Genomic DNA, 15538 nt, shown 5'->3' on the forward strand with positions numbered 1-15538 from the left:
TCACCTCACCTCTCCGCGCGCGGCGGCCAGCCGGTCCAGCTTGAGCAACACGTCTTCGGCCAAGGTGGCGGCGGTGCCCGGTCGGATGTCGATGATTTCCCGGGCGCGGCGCAGGCTGGCCTGCACTTCCTGCAGATGTTGCCGCATGGAGACGCCGATGGTGTCCGCCCCGTTGAGCAGTTCCTGGTCGTAGACGTGCTCCGCCTCGAGCAGGAGGTCGGCGGCGAAATCGGCGAGCCGCTCGCTGCGCAGCGGAATGCCCCCGAGGACACTGGCCGCCGTGACCAGGCACTCGGTCACCCGCCTGTTGTACGACCACAGCGGATCCACATAACGGGGCAGTCCCGGGCCGTACACGTTTGCCGGCTGGTCCCAAAGGTTGCGCGCGGGGCCGTCGGCGATGCGGCGCCGGAGCAGGTGCTCCCAAACCGAGTCAGCCAACAGCAGCAGTTCACCGCGCAGGGCGGTGTCCCGCATCAGCGCGGCGAGACCGAGTGTGCGCCGGAGCAGCAGAGGAGAGAAATCGGTGCAGGGCCACGCCAGCCGGCCGCCGCCGGCCTTCTCGCTGCCTTCGAGGTCGATGAGCATGCCGGGGTCGTGAAGGCGAACCGCGGCGTCCTCGGTGAAAGGCCGCCGAGTGATCCGGGCGCGGCCGGCGAGCTCGTTCAGGATGCGCGCCACCCTGTTCAGTTCGGCGTCGCTCGCCCACCGGCGGATCAGGTCCTGCGTCGTGATCGAGGTGACGAGCAGGCTGAAATAGTCGGACTCCTGCCCGTCGGTCGTCACCCAGGGCAGATCCTCCAGGGGCCATCGCTCGTTGCCGAAACCGGCGATCGTCGACCAGTACCGCTGCGTGATGTCCCAACGCAGCTGGAGTGCCCGGGAGAGGCGTTGCTGCTCCTCGCTGAGCAGGCCCAGCACCCGGGTCCGCTCGGAGAACAATTCCTCGATCCCCTCCAGGGCGGTGAGCGAGAAGTAGAGGTAGGGAGCGTTCTGCGCCGTCCCATCACGCTGAGAGCCGATCGGCTCCGTGGTCTCGATCTCCGGCGCGTCCTTGACCACTCCCCAGGACCAGCCGCATTCGAAGAGCCGCTCCGGGTTGGCCAGCGCCTCGACGCTGTCGGCGCCGCTTCCGATCCCGACCTCGCCCAGCGCGGACCTGGTGTCCCGCATCCGGCGGCGGAACTCCTCGGCCACCCGCCGGATCGGCAGACCTGACTGATTGACCGTCCGGATGAGGCATCGCCCTTCGGGCGAATCGACGTCGAAGACGTTCACTGCGAAGCTGCGAAGCAGACCGACCATCGCGGCGGTGAGCCGGCGACTCGCCATCTGCTCCACCGCGTCGATCTGCTCACGGAGAACCGGCCGGGTGACCATCGCCCGGAAGACCCGCACGAAGCCGATGATCGCCAGCGACAGCGTGATCGATGTCGAGAACGACTCGACGACGTCCATGGTGTTCTCGTCATCGACCGGGACCTGGCCGTCCTCACGAACGAAACGGCCACCACCGGAGAAGATCGGCGTGTCGTGCTCGGCGGTGTACCGCTTCAGGTACTGCGCTGCGACTCTGACGACCACCTGCGGAATCTCCACCGCGTCACCGACGGCCCGGAGGGCGGCGAGTGCATCCTCGGCGGTCTCGTCGGGCTGCTCGAGCGCGAACCGGGGATCGGAGGTGGCCGGCTGGAGCAGGCAGAGCAGCTGCTCGGCATCACTGATCGAGTTGGACCCGTCGCGCCCGCCCCAGTGCCACTCGCCATTGCGTTGGGAGAGCTGGGTCGTGGCCCGCCAGATCTCCAGAAGCTCCTGCCGAGGCTGCATCTTCATGCGGTCCTCCCTCCGACTTCCCATCGTCGTCCACCCGGGCAAGCCGGATCATCAACTCGCGATACCAAGCGCCAGGACCATGCCGGTGTAGCCCTCCCGGAGCGGCGGATCCGAGATCACCAGGCTGACCCGGAGTTCGCGACTGTGCGGCGCGAGAAGTGCCTCCACATCAGACGTGTCAACGGGAACTGCCGGGAACCACTGTTTGCCAACGGGGTATCCGTGCGAGTCGCGCATGAACGCCGCCGCATATGGTGCGCCCGGACGCAACGCCCCGACGAACCTGGAGACGGCCAGGGCGAAGCGCGAGGGGCAATCGGTGATCGACTCGGCCGTGAAGAACATGGTTCCGACATCCCAGGCGCGGGCGGGAAGCCGGAACAGGTCGGCATGCCGCACACGCGCGGCTCGGCTCAGGCGTTTCCTCGGGTCGACGGCCGCGGGGCGGTGTTGCCGCTCCGCGACGACGTCCCAGTAGTCGTCCCACATGGCGGAATAGGACCGGACCTCCGCGGTGAGCCACCGGCACGAGCCGGCACTGCGTTCCCACAGATCCACGTCACGGCAGAACGGCAGCATGGCCAAGCTTGGATAGAGATTCGGCCCGGTGCCGACGTCCACACCCACCAGCTGTTTGCCCGGTGTCTGAGGCGACAGGACCGCGGCCAGAAAGCTCGCCGTCTCCGCGAGCAGATAGCGATCGTCATCGCGCAGGTGAGCGTAATTGGCCTTCAGGTATGACTCGGCGTCGAAGCCGTCCCAGACGCCGTCGGGCTCGTCGGGGTCCGTGCCGGGACAACTGGGGAGCATCACGAGGGACGGATCGGCGGGCTGCCGCATGTGGCTCGCTCCTGAGCTGAGGACACGGGAACCGGCAGCCCTGCGGCGCCGATCAGTCCCAATGTATCGAGCGATGTTGCTCTCTGTCTCGCCTTGGTCGACGATTAGTCACCAACGGATCTTCAGCAGCCAATACCGATCGGCGGCCGAGGCGGTCAGCGTTGCCGGCGCCGCGAGTAGCGCAGCCTCAGCAACGCCATCAGCACCAGCCGGGAGCCCGCCTTCCGGGACACCTTCGCCAGGTTCTCGTACGCGGTCCTGATCTTCTCGATGTCGGCGCCGCCGAGCGCGCCACGGAGGGTGCCGAGCGCCTCGGAGATCTTGACTCGGTCGTCCGCGGAGAGCTTGTGACCAGCCTCCGCCAGGAACATCACGGTCTGCCACTGCGACTGCTCGGCCAGGTCCCGGGTCTCGGCCTCGCGGTCCCTCGTGTCGTCGCCCGCGTGGACCCGGGCATCGACCGTCTCTGCGCGCCCTCCAGCCAAGGCGATCTCCGCCGCCGCTGAAACCATCCGGCTGTCGTCCTTGGTGAGGCGTTCGAGGGCGTTCCCGGCGGCGGGCGCCAACTCCTCGTTGCTGACCGCCAGCAACCGGGCGAGTTCCTCGACTGCGGCCCTCCGCACCGACGCGAACGGGTTGTCGATGGCTGCCCGCAACTCTGGCGCGAGGTCGGCGGCCACTGCGACCGGATGCCTGCGGCGAGCCAGGTAGAGCTCGCCCTGCATCTCGATGTCCCGGCTCGGGGTCTGATTCGGGTTCCGTTGCCGGACCCGGTCGAAGACATAGTCGTAGAGCTCGGACAGCGACACCCGGCCGTCCTGGTCGAGGTCCGCGTCCCCACTGGCCAGTCCTTCGACCAGCACCGACGTGAACACCGACGGACGCGGGGCCGTCCCCTCGGCGAGACGACCGCCCTCGAAGGCGTACTCCATCGCGTTCGAGGCCGTGATCACCGCCCGGCCACGCGCGGCCGGAAGGCTGCCCCGCACGTCGACGTCGCCGGCCGCCCGCACCTGCACGCCCTGACCGAAGGCCCCGCCGAAGCAGCAGTCCAGGAACAGGACGATGCTTCCGGACCTCGACGAGCGCATGCAGTCCTGGACGAAGGCGGCAGGCACCGCGGTCGAGGAGAGCCGGTTCGGTCGCGTGTTACGGGCGGCGAAGAACAGTTTGCCGGAATCGGCCTTCAGCCCGTGGCAGGAGAAGTGCAGGAGCAGCAGGTCCGCGGGACGGCTCTCGGCGAAGAAGTCGTCTATCCGCTCCGCGATGCGGTTCGAGAACTCGTCGGCCACGACCTCGACCTCGAACCCGCCGATCTCCGCGTCACCCAGAACCTCGGCCAGCGCGGTGGCATCCGCGCGCGGGGACCGCAGCTGCTTGAGGCCCTCGTGGTCGTAGACGCCGTTCGCGACGATCAAGGCCCTGCGCCGGCCTGTCATCAGGGACGACCTCCACCACCAGTGTGCGAGACGCCCCAGTGTAAGCGGACGGTCGCTCCAGTTCCGCAACCGGACGCCGGCCTGCAGGCGCCAGCACACTGCCTTCCTGGGACTTTGTGGAGGCAGTCCTCTAGTCGTAGTGAATGAGCGATGGCCAGACCTTAGTCCAGCCGCCCACTGGGCCGTCACAGATCTGCAGGTCTGCGCCCTGTTCGTCGTTCTCCAGCCGGTACCCGTTGTCGACTCTGCCTGCCGGCCGGCAACCGGTGAAATACCGGCTCGCGCCGAAGCCGGGGGCGTAACCGGTCAGGATCACCGGGCCGGTGGCCGAGGCCGGCGGCGGCCAGAACGCGTACCCGTTGTGTCCGCTGTAGGCCGGCGGCAGGCCGCGGCCCAGGTCCACCGCGGCGGCCTCGGCGTAGTTGGAAGCGAATACCACCGCGCGCGCCTGCTCCTCGGCGGGCAGTGTGCGCACCGCGGCGCGGACCGCGTCCTGGAACTCCGGCCAGCCGACCTGCTCGCCCGCCTCCGGGTTCAGCTCGTTGATGCCGCTTTCCTGCAGTCGCGCGGCCGGGGTGAGCGCCAGGCCGTTGAGAGCGTTGAGCACCAGCGACACTCCGATCGCGGCGGCCAGCAGCGCGGTGCGCAGCCGACGCCGGCCGCGGGCCAGCCACGCGTCGGTCGCGATGCCGGCCGAGGCCGCGATCAACGGCAGCATTCCGGCCGCGTAGTAGCCCTTGCCGCCGGTCGCGAGGACGAGCACGAGCAGCGCCGGGTACGCGTACCCGAAAGCACGTGCCGGACCGGCGTCACGCCGCAGCAGACGCACGAGCCCGGCGCCGAGAAACGGCGTCAGGAAGATCGACACAAGCACCAGCTGCAGTGGCAGGACCCCGATCCAGTTGTCGTCACCGGCGATGGAGGCCGCCACGTCGGACTGCGGCCAGCCGTGCGCCGACTGCCAGAGCAGGTATGGCAGCGCGCCCAGCACCGCGATCAGGCCACCGGCGAAGGCGTGCCACCTGAGCAACGGCCGCCGCGGCCCCAGGATCAGCAGCGCCGCGCAGATCAACGCGATCACGAGGCCGATCACCATTTTGTTCAGCAACCCGACGGCCAGCACCGCGCCGGCCGCGAGCAGCCAGCCGGGCCGCTCGGCGGTCAGCGCCCTGAGCAGGCAGGCGATCACGCCGGCGGTGAACATCACGTCGAACGTGGCGGTGCTGAGAAGATGACCGGTGATCAACGCGGCCGCGCCCACCGCCCACATGCCCGAGGCCACCAGCCGCGCCCGGTCCGTGCCGCCCAGCAGACCCGCGATCACACCGGTCAGCACCACGGTCGCGGCCGCCGCCAGCGCCGCCGCCGACCGCAGGACGACCAGCGAGCCGCGGCCGACCCGGTCCAGCGCGGCCGCCACCAGCGGCGTCAGCAGCGGCTGGTCCGGATAACCCCACGCGGGATGCCGCCCGGCCACCACGAAATAGAGCTCGTCGCGATGCCAGCCATATCGCGAGCTGGTCAGCAACAGCAGCACCAGCAGCGCGGCGGCCACGAACCACTCAGGACGAATGCGACGCACAAGGCAGGCTAACGAATGCGCCCGCAGCGCTCACGTGCCGTCGTGACCTCCCCGTCTGCACGGGGGTTAGTTCGTGGTGGCGAGCTGCGGGTAGACGGCCTCGAGTGGGGCGCTGAGGGCGACCTTGAGCTGTACGGAGGTGTCGTCGGCGAGGACCTCGTGGCCGCCGGCTTCGACGGTGTCGAGGACCTGGGTGACCAGGTCGGCGGGGTCGAGTTTGGGGTCGGTGGTGTGTGCGGCCATGGCGGTGTCGACGTAGCCGACGTGTACGCCGACGACCTGGACGCCGGCGGGCTGCAGCTCCAGGCGCAGCGAGTTCGTCGCTGACCACAGAGCTGCCTTGGTGGCCGAGTAGATGCCGGCGACGGCGTACCAGGACAGGGCTGAGTGAATGTCGACGATCGCCGTGTGCCCGCCCTTCGCTGACAGGATCGGTGCGAACGCGCGGGCGAGGAAGAGCGGGCCGAGGAAGTTGGTCTCGACGTTGCGGCGGATCTCCTCGTCGGTGTGGGTGAGGATGCCGGGGGTCGACACCGACGCACCGGCGTTGTTGATCAGGATGGTGACGTCCGGCGCCGCCTCGACGGCAGCACTGATCGACGCCGGGTCGGTGACGTCGAGGGCGAGCGGCACGATGCGCTCGTCGTCCCAGGTACGGGGGGTGCGGGCAGTGGCGTACACCTTCGCCGCGCCGCGGGTGAGGGCGTCGCGGACGAAGTGGCTGCCGATGCCACCGTTCGCGCCGGTGATAAGGACGACGGCGCCGTTCAGTGAGGTCATGGCGTGTTTCCCTTTGCTCTTGTCGTGGGTCGTGGGTCGTAGGTCGCGTCGATGTCCGCTACCAGCCGGGCGACGACGCGGCGTGTGGTGATCAGCGGGCCAGGAAGGCTGACGAAGTGCGATCCGAAGCCTCGCCCAGGGTCAGTCGTCCGGGGCGGCGAGCAGCGCGGAGATGGACCGGACCCCTTCGGCGAGCACCGTCGCGGACTCCTGCGGGTCCTCGATCGCGCGGGCCAGTTGCAGCGATCCGACCAGGATCGCGATGCACCCCAGAGCCTTGCGCCGCCCGACCACCGGAGCGCCCGGCTCCATCAGCGCGGCCATGTCGTCGGCCACGCCAAGGATGCCCGTGCTGTAGGCCCGCCGGATCACCGGCGAGCTGCGGGCGACTTCGTCCAACAATGCTCCGGACGGGCACCCGCCCTCGGCGTCGTCACGATGCTCGGGTGAGAGGTATGCCTGCACGAAGCGCGTGAACCCGTCCGGCTCGCCCGCGAGCTGCCGCATCAGCACCCGCTGCTCCTGGAGCTGGTCGGCGATGGTCGCGGCGATCAGATCGTCCTTGGACTCGAAGTGCGCGTAGAAGGCGCCGTTGGTCAACCCGGCGTCGGCCATCAGCGTCGTCACGCCGGATCCGTCCAGACCGTCCTTCTTCAGTCGCCGGCCGGCGCTCTTGACGATGCGCTGCCGCGTTGCTTCCTTGTGTTCCTTGCCGTAGCGCGCCATGTTCCCCTCGCCCGACGGGTGCTGCGTGTCATGTTCCGGCTCGTTTGGATTACGACCATACTACAATTGGTCGGGCTGGACCACGGAGCACCCCGTCACAGGTGCCGACAACCACCAGGAGGACGCCGTGAAGGCCTTCGTCATCGACCGGTACAAGAGTGAACAGGGTGTCCGGCTCGCCGAACTGCCCGAGCCCGGCGTCGCCGCCGGCGAGGTCCTGGTCCGCATCCACGCGGCCGGCGTCAACCAGCTCGACACCAAGATCGCGGAAGGGGAGTTCAAGCTGATCCTGCCCTACCGCCTGCCCCTGATCCTGGGCAACGACCTGGCCGGCGTCGTCGTGCGGGTCGGTGCCGGGGTCCACGCGTTCCAGCCCGGCGACGAGGTCTATGCCCGTCCCGACAAGGACCGGATCGGCACCTTCGCCGAGTTCCTCGCCGTGAGCCAGGACGACCTCGCGCTCAAACCGGCCAACCTCACCATGGAGGAGGCCGCCTCGCTGCCCCTGGTCGCCCTGACCGCCTGGCAGGCCCTCGTCGAACGCGCCAACCTGCGGCCCGGCCAGAAGGTCCTCGTCCAAGCCGGCTCCGGCGGGGTGGGCACCATCGCGATCCAGCTCGCCAAGCACCTCGGCGCCACCGTGGCCACCACCGCGAGCGCCGCGAACGCCGGTTTCCTCAAAGAGCTGGGCGCCGACATCGTCATCGACTACCGCACCCAGGACTTCGCGACGGAACTCGAAGGCTACGACGTCGTCCTGGACAGCCAGGGCCCCGCGAGTGTGGCGAAGTCGATGCGGATCCTCAAGCCCGGCGGAAAGGTCATCGGCATCGCCGGGCCCCCCGACCCGGACTTCGCCCGCGAGATCGGGGGCAATCCCGTCCTCAAGGTCGCCACCCGTCTGCTGAGCCTGCGGATCAGGCGCACTGCCGCACGGCTCGGGGTCGGCTACTCGTTCCTGTTCATGCGGGCCAGCGGCAAGCAGCTCGGCGAGATCACCACCCTCGTGGAGAACGGGACCATCCGTCCGGTCATCGACCGCGTATATCCCTTCGCCTCCACCCCGCAGGCCCTCGCGCACATCGCGAAGGGCGCCACCAAGGGCAAGATCGTCGTCACGCTCAACCGAATGCCCAACTGACGCCCGCACCGCCGCGCAGTCAAGGAACGAGGCAGACCCGGGCGTGGTGTCCGCAAGCTTACAGAGAATACTCTGCATAAAAGTTCTGCATGCACTACCGTCGGGCCATGACCGATCCTCAGCAAGACCGCCAGGTCACCGATCCCGCCGATCTCAAGGCCGTGGCCCACCCGCTGCGGGTCCGCATGCTCGCCCTGCTGCGCCGGCACGGCGCGGCGACCGCCACCGAGTTGGCGCAGCAGCTCGACACCGACACCGGCTCGACCAGCTACCACCTGCGCGTCCTGGCCAAGCACGGGTTCGTCGCCGAAGCGGCGGCCGGCCCGCAGGGGCGCCGACATCCCCGGGAACGCCGCTGGGAGGCCGTGCACCGCACCACCGGCTGGAGCAACACGCAGCTCGCGGCGACAGACGCCGGCCGGGAGGCCGCGGCGATGATGCGCCGCCGCCAGGTCGAAGTCCTCATCGATGACGTCGAACGCTTCGAGACCGAGCAGGACGAGTTGGAGCCCGCCTGGGTCGAGGCCGCCGGCATCGGCGATCTTCAGGTACGGCTGACCCTGGCCGGCCTCACCGAGTTGTGGGACCGCTTCTACGCCCAGCTCGACGAGTTGCGGGCGCGTGACTCGGACGACCCGGCAGCTGCCATCGTCTCCGTCGTGGTGGCCGGGTTCCCCCGCGCCTCGAACCGATGACCGACGTGGCGGCCGCGCGCCGCTACGCGCTGCTGAATTTCCTGCTCTGGCTGCCGACCGGCCTCTACCTCGTGCCGCTCGTGCTGCTGATGCTCGGCCGCGGCCTGCCGGTTTCCACGATCGCCGCGGTCGGCATCGTCTACGGACTCACGACGGCGGTGCTCGAGCTGCCGACCGGCGGCCTCGCGGACGTGCTCGGGCGGCGGCCGGTCCTGATCGCCTCGGCCGTGGCCGGCGCCGCCGGGTTGCTGCTGCTGGGTCTCGCCGGCACCGTCGCGCTCTTCCTGGCCTCCGCCGTCCTGCGCGGTGTGGCCCGAGCGCTGTCCACGGGCCCACTCGAGGCCTGGTACGTCGACACCGTGCACGCCGAACGGGGCCGCGATGCCGACCTGACCGCCGGCCTGGCTCGCGGCGAGGTCGCCGCCTCCCTGGCACTGGGCGCCGGCACCCTGATCGGCGGGCTGCTGCCGCTCGCGCTGGGAGACATCGGCCCGCTGCCGGCGCTGGCCGTGCCGGTGCTGATGGCCTCGGGCCTAGAGGTCCTGCGCGCACTGATCACCACCCGGCTGCCCGAGCCGCCTCATCCGCGCCCGGCAGCGGGAGCCGTCCTGCGCGGCGTGCCCGCCACCGTCGCCGCGGGGCTGCGGGTGGCCGGTCGCGACCGCGCTCTGACCCGTTTGCTGCTGGCCGCCGGCGGGGCGGGCATCGCGCTGGCCACCATCGAGCTGCTCACTCCCGCCTGGCTGGCCGGGCTGTCCCAGGGGCCCAGGGCCGCCGCGACCTACGCGGTGGTCGCGGCGGCAGGGTTCGGCGCGGACGCGATCGGCGGCCTGTTCGCCGCCGCGGCGGTGCGCCGTTTCGGCTCACACGCCCGAGCGGCGTCGGCCGGCTGGACCGTGTCGGCACTGGCCCTGGCCGGGCTGGCCGGCTGCGCACTGCTCACCGGGGCGGTGTCCATGGTCCTCGCCGGGGTCGCCTACTGCGTGCTCTTCATCGGACTCGGCGCCGCCTTCCCGGCGCAGGCGCACCTGCTGCACGAACGGGTCGAGCCGGGCGAGCGGGCCACCGTCCTGTCCGCGCAGTCGCTACTGGTGCAGGCCATCGGCGCGGCCGGCATCGCGCTGATCGGCTGGCAGGCCACGCGCAACGGCATCGCAGTGGGCTACACCATCAGCGCGGTCGTCCTGCTCGCATCGGCCGGGCTTTTCCTGCGCCTGCGAACCACCCGGCGCATCGCGGCGACCGAGGTCCACGCATAGACGTGCTCAAATCAGGCCCGTGCTCTCAGGATTTCGCGCCGGTCCGAGAAGACATCGCCTCCAGGAAGATGTCACCGATCTTGGCCGGGTCACGGGAGATGAACACTCCACCCGCGCTGGTCGCGTTGGTGATCGTCTCCAGCTCGTCCTGATCGACCTCCTCGCCGATGCCGATGACCACCATGCGGATCGGGCGTTTCGGGTCGTTCGCCTTCCGCAGGGCGGCGACCAGCTGCGCCTTGGTGATGCCGCCCTTGTTGGAGTTCTGCCCGTCGGTGAACAACATGACCGAGTTGACCCGACCGGCCACCCAGCCGTCCTGCACCTCTTTGTACGCCGCCAACGCGGTGTCGTAGAGGCCCGTGCCGCCGTCCGGTTTGGGGGTGGTCGAGGAGACGGCAGCCTGGACCGCTCGGCGTGAGGTCGACAGTGGACTGATCGGGACGATCTCCTTCCACGGCTGTTCGCCCACCAGATCGGTGGAGAACACCCAGAAACCCATCGACCATTTGTCGTCGAACAGCTGGAGGCCCTGAAGCGCGGTCGCCTTGGTCACGTCGTTCCGGGAGGCGCCACCGGCGGTCGGCACCTTCTTGCTCATCGAGCCGGAGATGTCGAAGACCGCAAGCGTACGACCGGGCAACGTGATCGCGGCCCAGCTGCCGAGCGCCTGATTGATCGAGCGGGCGCCCTCGGACTGCGCGCCCCGGGGATCGGGCGCGGGCTGGACGGCACCCGGCCCGCCGACCGGCAGCGCGAAGCCCTCGCCCGTGGTGCCGTCCGCCGCACGCAGACCGGCGGTGGCCAACGCGTTCCTGAAACCGGCCGAGTTCAGCGCCGTTCGCAGACCGGCGGCCGCGGCGGATTTCTGGGGATCCACCTCGGGCATGACCGCGAACGGGTAGTTCAGGCCCGGCGGCTGCGGGTCGAGGTAGAGCGCGGCCAACTGGATCGGCGGCCGCCCGGCGTTGAAGGCGACCACGTCCCGCTCGGACAGCGGTGCGGCGCTGAGACCGGGCGTGGTTCCGGCCACGTCGGCGGACCTGGGGAATTTCTCCAACAGGTCGTCGCGCAGTGCGGAGCTGCCGGCGGCCAGGGCACGAAGCGCGCCGACCTTGGCGACCTGTCCCTTGCTGTCGGCCGGGGCAGCGGAGGCCAATGCGAGCAGACCGGCCAGTCCCGCCGCGTCGCGGGTCGGGTCGACGATGCCGGTGCGCACGTTGGTGCTCTTGGCCATCTGGGTGAGCAGGTCCTTCCAACCCAGCTTGCGGGCGGGCCAGCCGAATTGCTCGGCCACCGGCGTGGGCATCGCCACCACGACCGGGCTCAGCGCGATCGGGTGGTTGTCGGCCGGCGTGAAGCCCGACGCCTGAGAGTTGAGGCGTTGCAGCCAGCTCGACGAGTCCGGGATCCAGACATCCGGCACCCGGACGGCCTGCGGCGCGGTGCCGAGGCCGGTCAGCGCGACCCGGTGCTCACGGGCGACGGCGGCGGCCATCTGGGCGGGGTTGACGCCGGACACGTTCACGATGACGCAGGTGCCACCGACGTTGGCGCCGTCCGCGACCCACTGCTGCGCGGCCTGCTCGACCGCGGGCGTGATCTCGGTGGCCGCGGCGACGTTCAGCGCGATCCGTCCGTTACATCCCCGGTCGGAGAGCTGCCGGTAACCCAGCCAGGATCCGGCAATGACGACGACCATCGCCACCGCAGCTCCGATGACTCCGGCGCCCCTGTAGTTGAAGTTTCCCCGATGGCGTCCTGACACCCGATCGATACTGCGCACCGAAGAGGCCAATTGACCATTAAGGTTCGGTTAAAACTGCTCATTCTTAGTATTCTCACAGAAATGACCGACCCCGAAGCCGGGCAACTAGACTCGACCCGTGACGGATGCTGAGCTCATCGCCATCGCGCGGGCGAAAGCGGCCGAGCTGCGTCGCCCGTCCTTGCGCGACGCCGAGGTGGAAGTCCACGGGCCGGAGGCGGAGGTTCTGCTGAGCGACCCGCGGTACGCCCGCGGTGGCGGGCTCCTGGTGGTCATCGACACCGCCACCGGCACCGTCCTGCGGGTGATACCGCAGTTGTGAAGGGCGCCGCCCGATCCACTGCCGGACGGCCGGCGTGACCTATCGTCGTGGGGTGTCGCTCGCCGAAGACCTGGACGACCCGGATGACATGGCCCGGTTGCTGGCCGTCTGGAGAGCCGCGCGCGACGGTGGGCCCGAGGTCATCGGCAAGCTGCTCGACATGGCGCTGCACGACGGTGCCGAGGTGCAGACGGCGGGTGGCGTGGCCGAGCGCTGGGACAACGTGAGCGACGCCGCGGCGGAAGCCCTGGCCGCCGTCATTCGCCGGCATGCGCCGGCCGACCAACGGATCGGCCGGGCCGTCGTCGACCTGGCCGAGGACGACGACCGCGTCGCCCGGCTGCTGCAGTTCCTCGGCCCCGATGCCGAGCCGGTGCGCCGCGAGCTGGAGACGAGCAGTGAGGAACGGCTCCGCTTGCGGGCGCTGCGGGCGATCCTTCCCTTCGACCGTCCGGTGGAGCTCAACCGCCGCTTCCTCGCCGACCCCTCGCCGATCGTCCGGCTCGAGGCGCTGCGCGGAAGTTCCCGGTTCGGCCCGGAGGACGCACACCGGGCGCTGACCGACGCGAGCGCAGACGTGCGGCTGGCCGCGGTGCGGAAGTTGCAGTGGCGGGACACGCCGGCGTTCGTCGCCGCGGCGCGCGTCGAGACGGTACGCGAGGTCCGGGAGCAGTACGTTGAAGCGCTGGTCGCCCGCCCACTGACCGACGACGTGTTCCGGGCGCTCCTGGGATATCTCGCCGACGACGGCTGGGTGGGGCGCATGGCGGCTCGGCGCCTGCGACTGATCGACAGCCCCGGTGTCGTTGCGGCGGTCGCCTCCCGGATCCTGGTCATCGACGACGAGGCGCACCTGTCGAACCTGGCCGAGTTCCCCCACCTGCTCGAATACGCGCCCGAACTGTCGGAGCCACTCCAGTGTCTGCACCGCAGCGCGACGGACGACGAACTGCTCGGCATTCTGGGCCGGCTGCCGCGGTGGGAGCGGTCCGCGTACCCCCTGGAAGATCCGGCGGACGGCCTGGACCCGGTGCAGCAAGCGCGGCTTCTCCGCGCCGTCCTGGGTTGGGCGCACAGCGTCGTGGAATCGGACAGCGCCGTGGAATCGGATGGCCTGGCCGCGTGGCTGGCGGCACCGGACGACCGCAGCGCTGCGGAGTGGATCATCGAGCACGACTGGTTCGGCACCGGGCCGGCCGCCGACCTGCTGCACGCGGCCATCGACGGCGACCTGCGGCGCGCGCTGGCCGTCGACCTCGGCTCGGATCTGCTGCGCCTGGCCTTCCTGTTCACGGCCCGGCAGATCCGCGCCGGTCTGGACCCGCTGCCGCCGAGACCGCTGAGTCGCCTGCTGACCGAAGGTCCCGACCTGCTGCGCGTGCGCTTTCACCGGGGACGCACCGTCGTCCTCCGGCTGTACGGATCGGCTGCCGTCGGCCCGCATCTCGAACCGGCGAGCGCGTTGCTGCACATGCCGTGCCCGGACTGCGGAACATCGACGCGGGTGCAGGGTCCACCCGAGTGGAGGTACCGCGACGATGACCGGATACGCGAGTTCGAGGACGGTTACGCGGCCACGCTGGTCGGCGACTGCCCGGCCTGCGGTGCGTCGGTGCGCACGGAGGTGCGATTGTCGGTGACGGAAGGACGATTCGACGGCCCGCGCGAGGTCAGCTGGGACGTCCGGTCATGAGGGTGATCACCGGCGTTCTGCTGCTCGCGGTGGGAGCCACGCTGATGGCCGGCGGGGTCGCGTGGCCGGAGGGCCGGATCACGGCGATCGCCGTGGCCGTACTCACGCTCGCCGCCGGCTTCGCCATCCTGGCCGCGCGGATCACGCTGTTTTCGGCCGCGGTCTGGGGTGTCGGGTGGGTCGCGCTGGCCGGCGGCATCGCGGCCGGTGATTGGGTAGCGATGTCGGGCGGCGCGGTCGCGGTGGTGGCCGGCGGGGCGGCGTTCGCGACCAGCAACTACGTCACCTGGTTCGGCGTGGCCGCGCTGGGCGACGCGCTCGCGCTGGGCGCGATCGCCTGGTGGGCCTGGGGTACGGGCGGAACCGTCGCCACAGTGGGAGCGGCCGCCGGTGCCGTCGCGTCGGCAACCTTCGGCGCGGTGACCTTGCGTTCGTGACCCTCTGGACTGTGTTCGTCCGGCTGCCGCAGGCACTCAGGCTCGCTCCGCGGCGAAGTACGGTTCGGCCGCCTCGAGGTAAGGGGCCTTCAGTCCGAGCCTGCGCGCTTCCGCCAGGGTGTCGCGGCAGACCGCACGCAGTTCCTCCGGGTTGGCGTGGGCCCGCATCACCAGCCGCATGGGCGGGAAGTGGCCGAACAGCCCGGCGAGAGCCGGTGCCGCCAGCCAGATGGGCGCCTGGAACGGCAGCAGCTCGCCGCGGTGCCGGCGCAAGTCGATCCCGTGGGCCTCGACGAGAGGCAGCAACTCGCGGGTGGCCAGAATCGCCGCCCGGACCTCGCGCGATGACAGCCCGGACAGCGATCCCCGCTTCAGGCTCTGCGTGTGCAGGGCTGCGTTCTGGATGAAGTGGATCAGCAGCCATCCCCGGAAGTCGGAACTCTCCTGGATCCTGAACCCCGCCTCGCGGAACACCGTGCGCACGGCCCGCTCGCGTGCGGTCGGCGGCCGGTCGAAGGTGCCGAAGAAGACCATCGGCAGCAGCGCCCCGCGCAGCACATTCCCGTCACCGAAACCGCCCCCGGCTCCGGGAAATCCCCAGGCCAGCTGGTCGGCGGGGAGGTGCTCGGTCGCGGCCAGCGGCTCCTCCAACAGGTTGTTGAAGACGAGCACCGTGGCATTTCCGACGCGGGGTCCCAGAAAGGCCGTGGCCTGGGCGAAGCTGTAGTGCTGCACGCTCAGCACGATCAGGTCGAAGTCGTGGTCCGGCTCCAGCGACTCACGGAAGCGCACCGGCCACCGCCCGGTCACCCGCTTGCCCCAGGGCCTGCGCCGGGCGTCGAGCAGATCAAGATCAATGGCTTCCCCGTACGCCGCCGCGCGTCCCTCGCGGACATAGAACTCGACGTGGTGGCCGGCGCGCTCCAGGGCCCAGCCGTACACCGAGGTGATCACGCCGCGGCCGACCATGAGAATCTTCATGCGCTCCCGTGCCCTAGAATCGGAGATCATCTCCACTTCTAA

Annotated in this window: 14 protein-coding genes; 6 read left to right on the top strand and 8 right to left on the bottom strand. The window is 70.1% G+C overall.

Annotated elements, in window-relative coordinates:
* From ACZ6TI_RS27115 to ACZ6TI_RS27140, 6 genes are all read right to left on the bottom strand, one after another.
* Positions 1-1833: an SCO2524 family protein gene (locus ACZ6TI_RS27115; RefSeq protein ID WP_465347960.1), complete on the bottom strand. Its 1833-nt coding sequence runs from the start codon at positions 1831-1833 to the stop codon at positions 1-3.
* Between the two features lie 51 nt (positions 1834-1884).
* Positions 1885-2673 (bottom strand): SCO2525 family SAM-dependent methyltransferase, encoded by a 789-nt coding sequence (locus tag ACZ6TI_RS27120; protein WP_465347961.1) that lies wholly within the window; start codon positions 2671-2673, stop codon positions 1885-1887.
* A gap of 155 nt (positions 2674-2828) precedes the next feature.
* Positions 2829-4112: a caspase family protein gene (locus tag ACZ6TI_RS27125; protein WP_465347962.1), complete on the bottom strand. Its 1284-nt coding sequence runs from the start codon at positions 4110-4112 to the stop codon at positions 2829-2831.
* A 130-nt stretch (positions 4113-4242) separates the two neighbouring features.
* Positions 4243-5694, bottom strand: coding sequence for a glycosyltransferase family 39 protein (locus ACZ6TI_RS27130; protein WP_465347963.1), 1452 nt, complete (start codon positions 5692-5694; stop codon positions 4243-4245).
* A 66-nt stretch (positions 5695-5760) separates the two neighbouring features.
* A complete protein-coding gene (locus ACZ6TI_RS27135) occupies positions 5761-6474 on the bottom strand; it encodes an SDR family oxidoreductase (protein WP_465347964.1) in 714 nt (237 codons plus the stop codon).
* Positions 6475-6615: 141 nt separating this feature from the next.
* On the bottom strand, positions 6616-7200 hold the full coding sequence (locus ACZ6TI_RS27140) for a TetR/AcrR family transcriptional regulator (RefSeq protein ID WP_465347965.1): 585 nt from the start codon (positions 7198-7200) through the stop codon (positions 6616-6618).
* Positions 7201-7327: 127 nt separating this feature from the next.
* Between ACZ6TI_RS27140 and ACZ6TI_RS27145 the strand changes: the two genes are divergently transcribed.
* The 3 genes from ACZ6TI_RS27145 (at position 7328) to ACZ6TI_RS27155 (ending at position 10295) form a co-directional block, all read left to right on the top strand.
* Complete coding sequence (locus ACZ6TI_RS27145; protein ID WP_465347966.1) at positions 7328-8341, top strand: NADP-dependent oxidoreductase; 1014 nt, start codon at positions 7328-7330, stop codon at positions 8339-8341.
* 107 nt (positions 8342-8448) lie between these two features.
* Positions 8449-9036 (top strand): ArsR/SmtB family transcription factor, encoded by a 588-nt coding sequence (locus tag ACZ6TI_RS27150; protein WP_465347967.1) that lies wholly within the window; start codon positions 8449-8451, stop codon positions 9034-9036.
* Positions 9033-10295, top strand: coding sequence for an MFS transporter (locus ACZ6TI_RS27155; protein WP_465347968.1), 1263 nt, complete (start codon positions 9033-9035; stop codon positions 10293-10295). The genes ACZ6TI_RS27150 and ACZ6TI_RS27155 overlap by 4 nt, the downstream gene beginning before the upstream one ends.
* 25 nt (positions 10296-10320) lie before the next feature.
* Here the strand turns inward: ACZ6TI_RS27155 and ACZ6TI_RS27160 are convergent, their stop codons facing one another.
* Complete coding sequence (locus tag ACZ6TI_RS27160) at positions 10321-11997, bottom strand: substrate-binding domain-containing protein (protein WP_465348082.1); 1677 nt, start codon at positions 11995-11997, stop codon at positions 10321-10323.
* Between the two features lie 184 nt (positions 11998-12181).
* Here ACZ6TI_RS27160 and ACZ6TI_RS27165 point away from each other — a divergent pair, with 184 nt between their 5' ends.
* From ACZ6TI_RS27165 to ACZ6TI_RS27175, 3 genes are read left to right on the top strand one after another with little or no spacing between them, the layout of a single operon-like run.
* The gene (locus ACZ6TI_RS27165; RefSeq protein ID WP_465347969.1) at positions 12182-12385 is read left to right on the top strand and encodes a hypothetical protein; all 204 of its coding nucleotides are present in this window, start codon (positions 12182-12184) and stop codon (positions 12383-12385) included.
* Between the two features lie 52 nt (positions 12386-12437).
* Positions 12438-14078 (top strand): hypothetical protein, encoded by a 1641-nt coding sequence (locus tag ACZ6TI_RS27170; RefSeq protein WP_465347970.1) that lies wholly within the window; start codon positions 12438-12440, stop codon positions 14076-14078.
* Positions 14075-14515 (top strand): hypothetical protein, encoded by a 441-nt coding sequence (locus tag ACZ6TI_RS27175; RefSeq protein ID WP_465347971.1) that lies wholly within the window; start codon positions 14075-14077, stop codon positions 14513-14515. The genes ACZ6TI_RS27170 and ACZ6TI_RS27175 overlap by 4 nt, the downstream gene beginning before the upstream one ends.
* Before the next feature lie 36 nt (positions 14516-14551).
* Here the strand turns inward: ACZ6TI_RS27175 and ACZ6TI_RS27180 are convergent, their stop codons facing one another.
* Entirely contained in the window at positions 14552-15526 is a 975-nt protein-coding gene (locus ACZ6TI_RS27180; RefSeq protein ID WP_465348083.1) for a ketopantoate reductase family protein, read from the bottom strand.
* Between the last annotated feature and the right edge of the window lie 12 nt (positions 15527-15538).

The sequence above is a fragment of the Actinoplanes sp. NPDC051388 genome (assembly GCF_055586225.1).

What these genes read in the sequence shown, in the direction of transcription:
- ACZ6TI_RS27115 (WP_465347960.1), bottom strand. Translation starts at nt 1,833, where the DNA reads ATGAAGATGCAGCCTCGGCAGGAGCTTCTGGAGATCTGGCGGGCCACG.
- ACZ6TI_RS27120 (WP_465347961.1), bottom strand. Translation starts at nt 2,673, where the DNA reads ATGCGGCAGCCCGCCGATCCGTCCCTCGTGATGCTCCCCAGTTGTCCC.
- ACZ6TI_RS27125 (WP_465347962.1), bottom strand. Translation starts at nt 4,112, where the DNA reads ATGACAGGCCGGCGCAGGGCCTTGATCGTCGCGAACGGCGTCTACGAC.
- ACZ6TI_RS27135 (WP_465347964.1), bottom strand. Translation starts at nt 6,474, where the DNA reads ATGACCTCACTGAACGGCGCCGTCGTCCTTATCACCGGCGCGAACGGT.
- ACZ6TI_RS27140 (WP_465347965.1), bottom strand. Translation starts at nt 7,200, where the DNA reads ATGGCGCGCTACGGCAAGGAACACAAGGAAGCAACGCGGCAGCGCATC.
- ACZ6TI_RS27150 (WP_465347967.1), top strand. Translation starts at nt 8,449, where the DNA reads ATGACCGATCCTCAGCAAGACCGCCAGGTCACCGATCCCGCCGATCTC.
- ACZ6TI_RS27155 (WP_465347968.1), top strand. Translation starts at nt 9,033, where the DNA reads ATGACCGACGTGGCGGCCGCGCGCCGCTACGCGCTGCTGAATTTCCTG.
- ACZ6TI_RS27160 (WP_465348082.1), bottom strand. Translation starts at nt 11,997, where the DNA reads ATGGTCGTCGTCATTGCCGGATCCTGGCTGGGTTACCGGCAGCTCTCC.
- ACZ6TI_RS27175 (WP_465347971.1), top strand. Translation starts at nt 14,075, where the DNA reads ATGAGGGTGATCACCGGCGTTCTGCTGCTCGCGGTGGGAGCCACGCTG.
- ACZ6TI_RS27180 (WP_465348083.1), bottom strand. Translation starts at nt 15,526, where the DNA reads ATGATCTCCGATTCTAGGGCACGGGAGCGCATGAAGATTCTCATGGTC.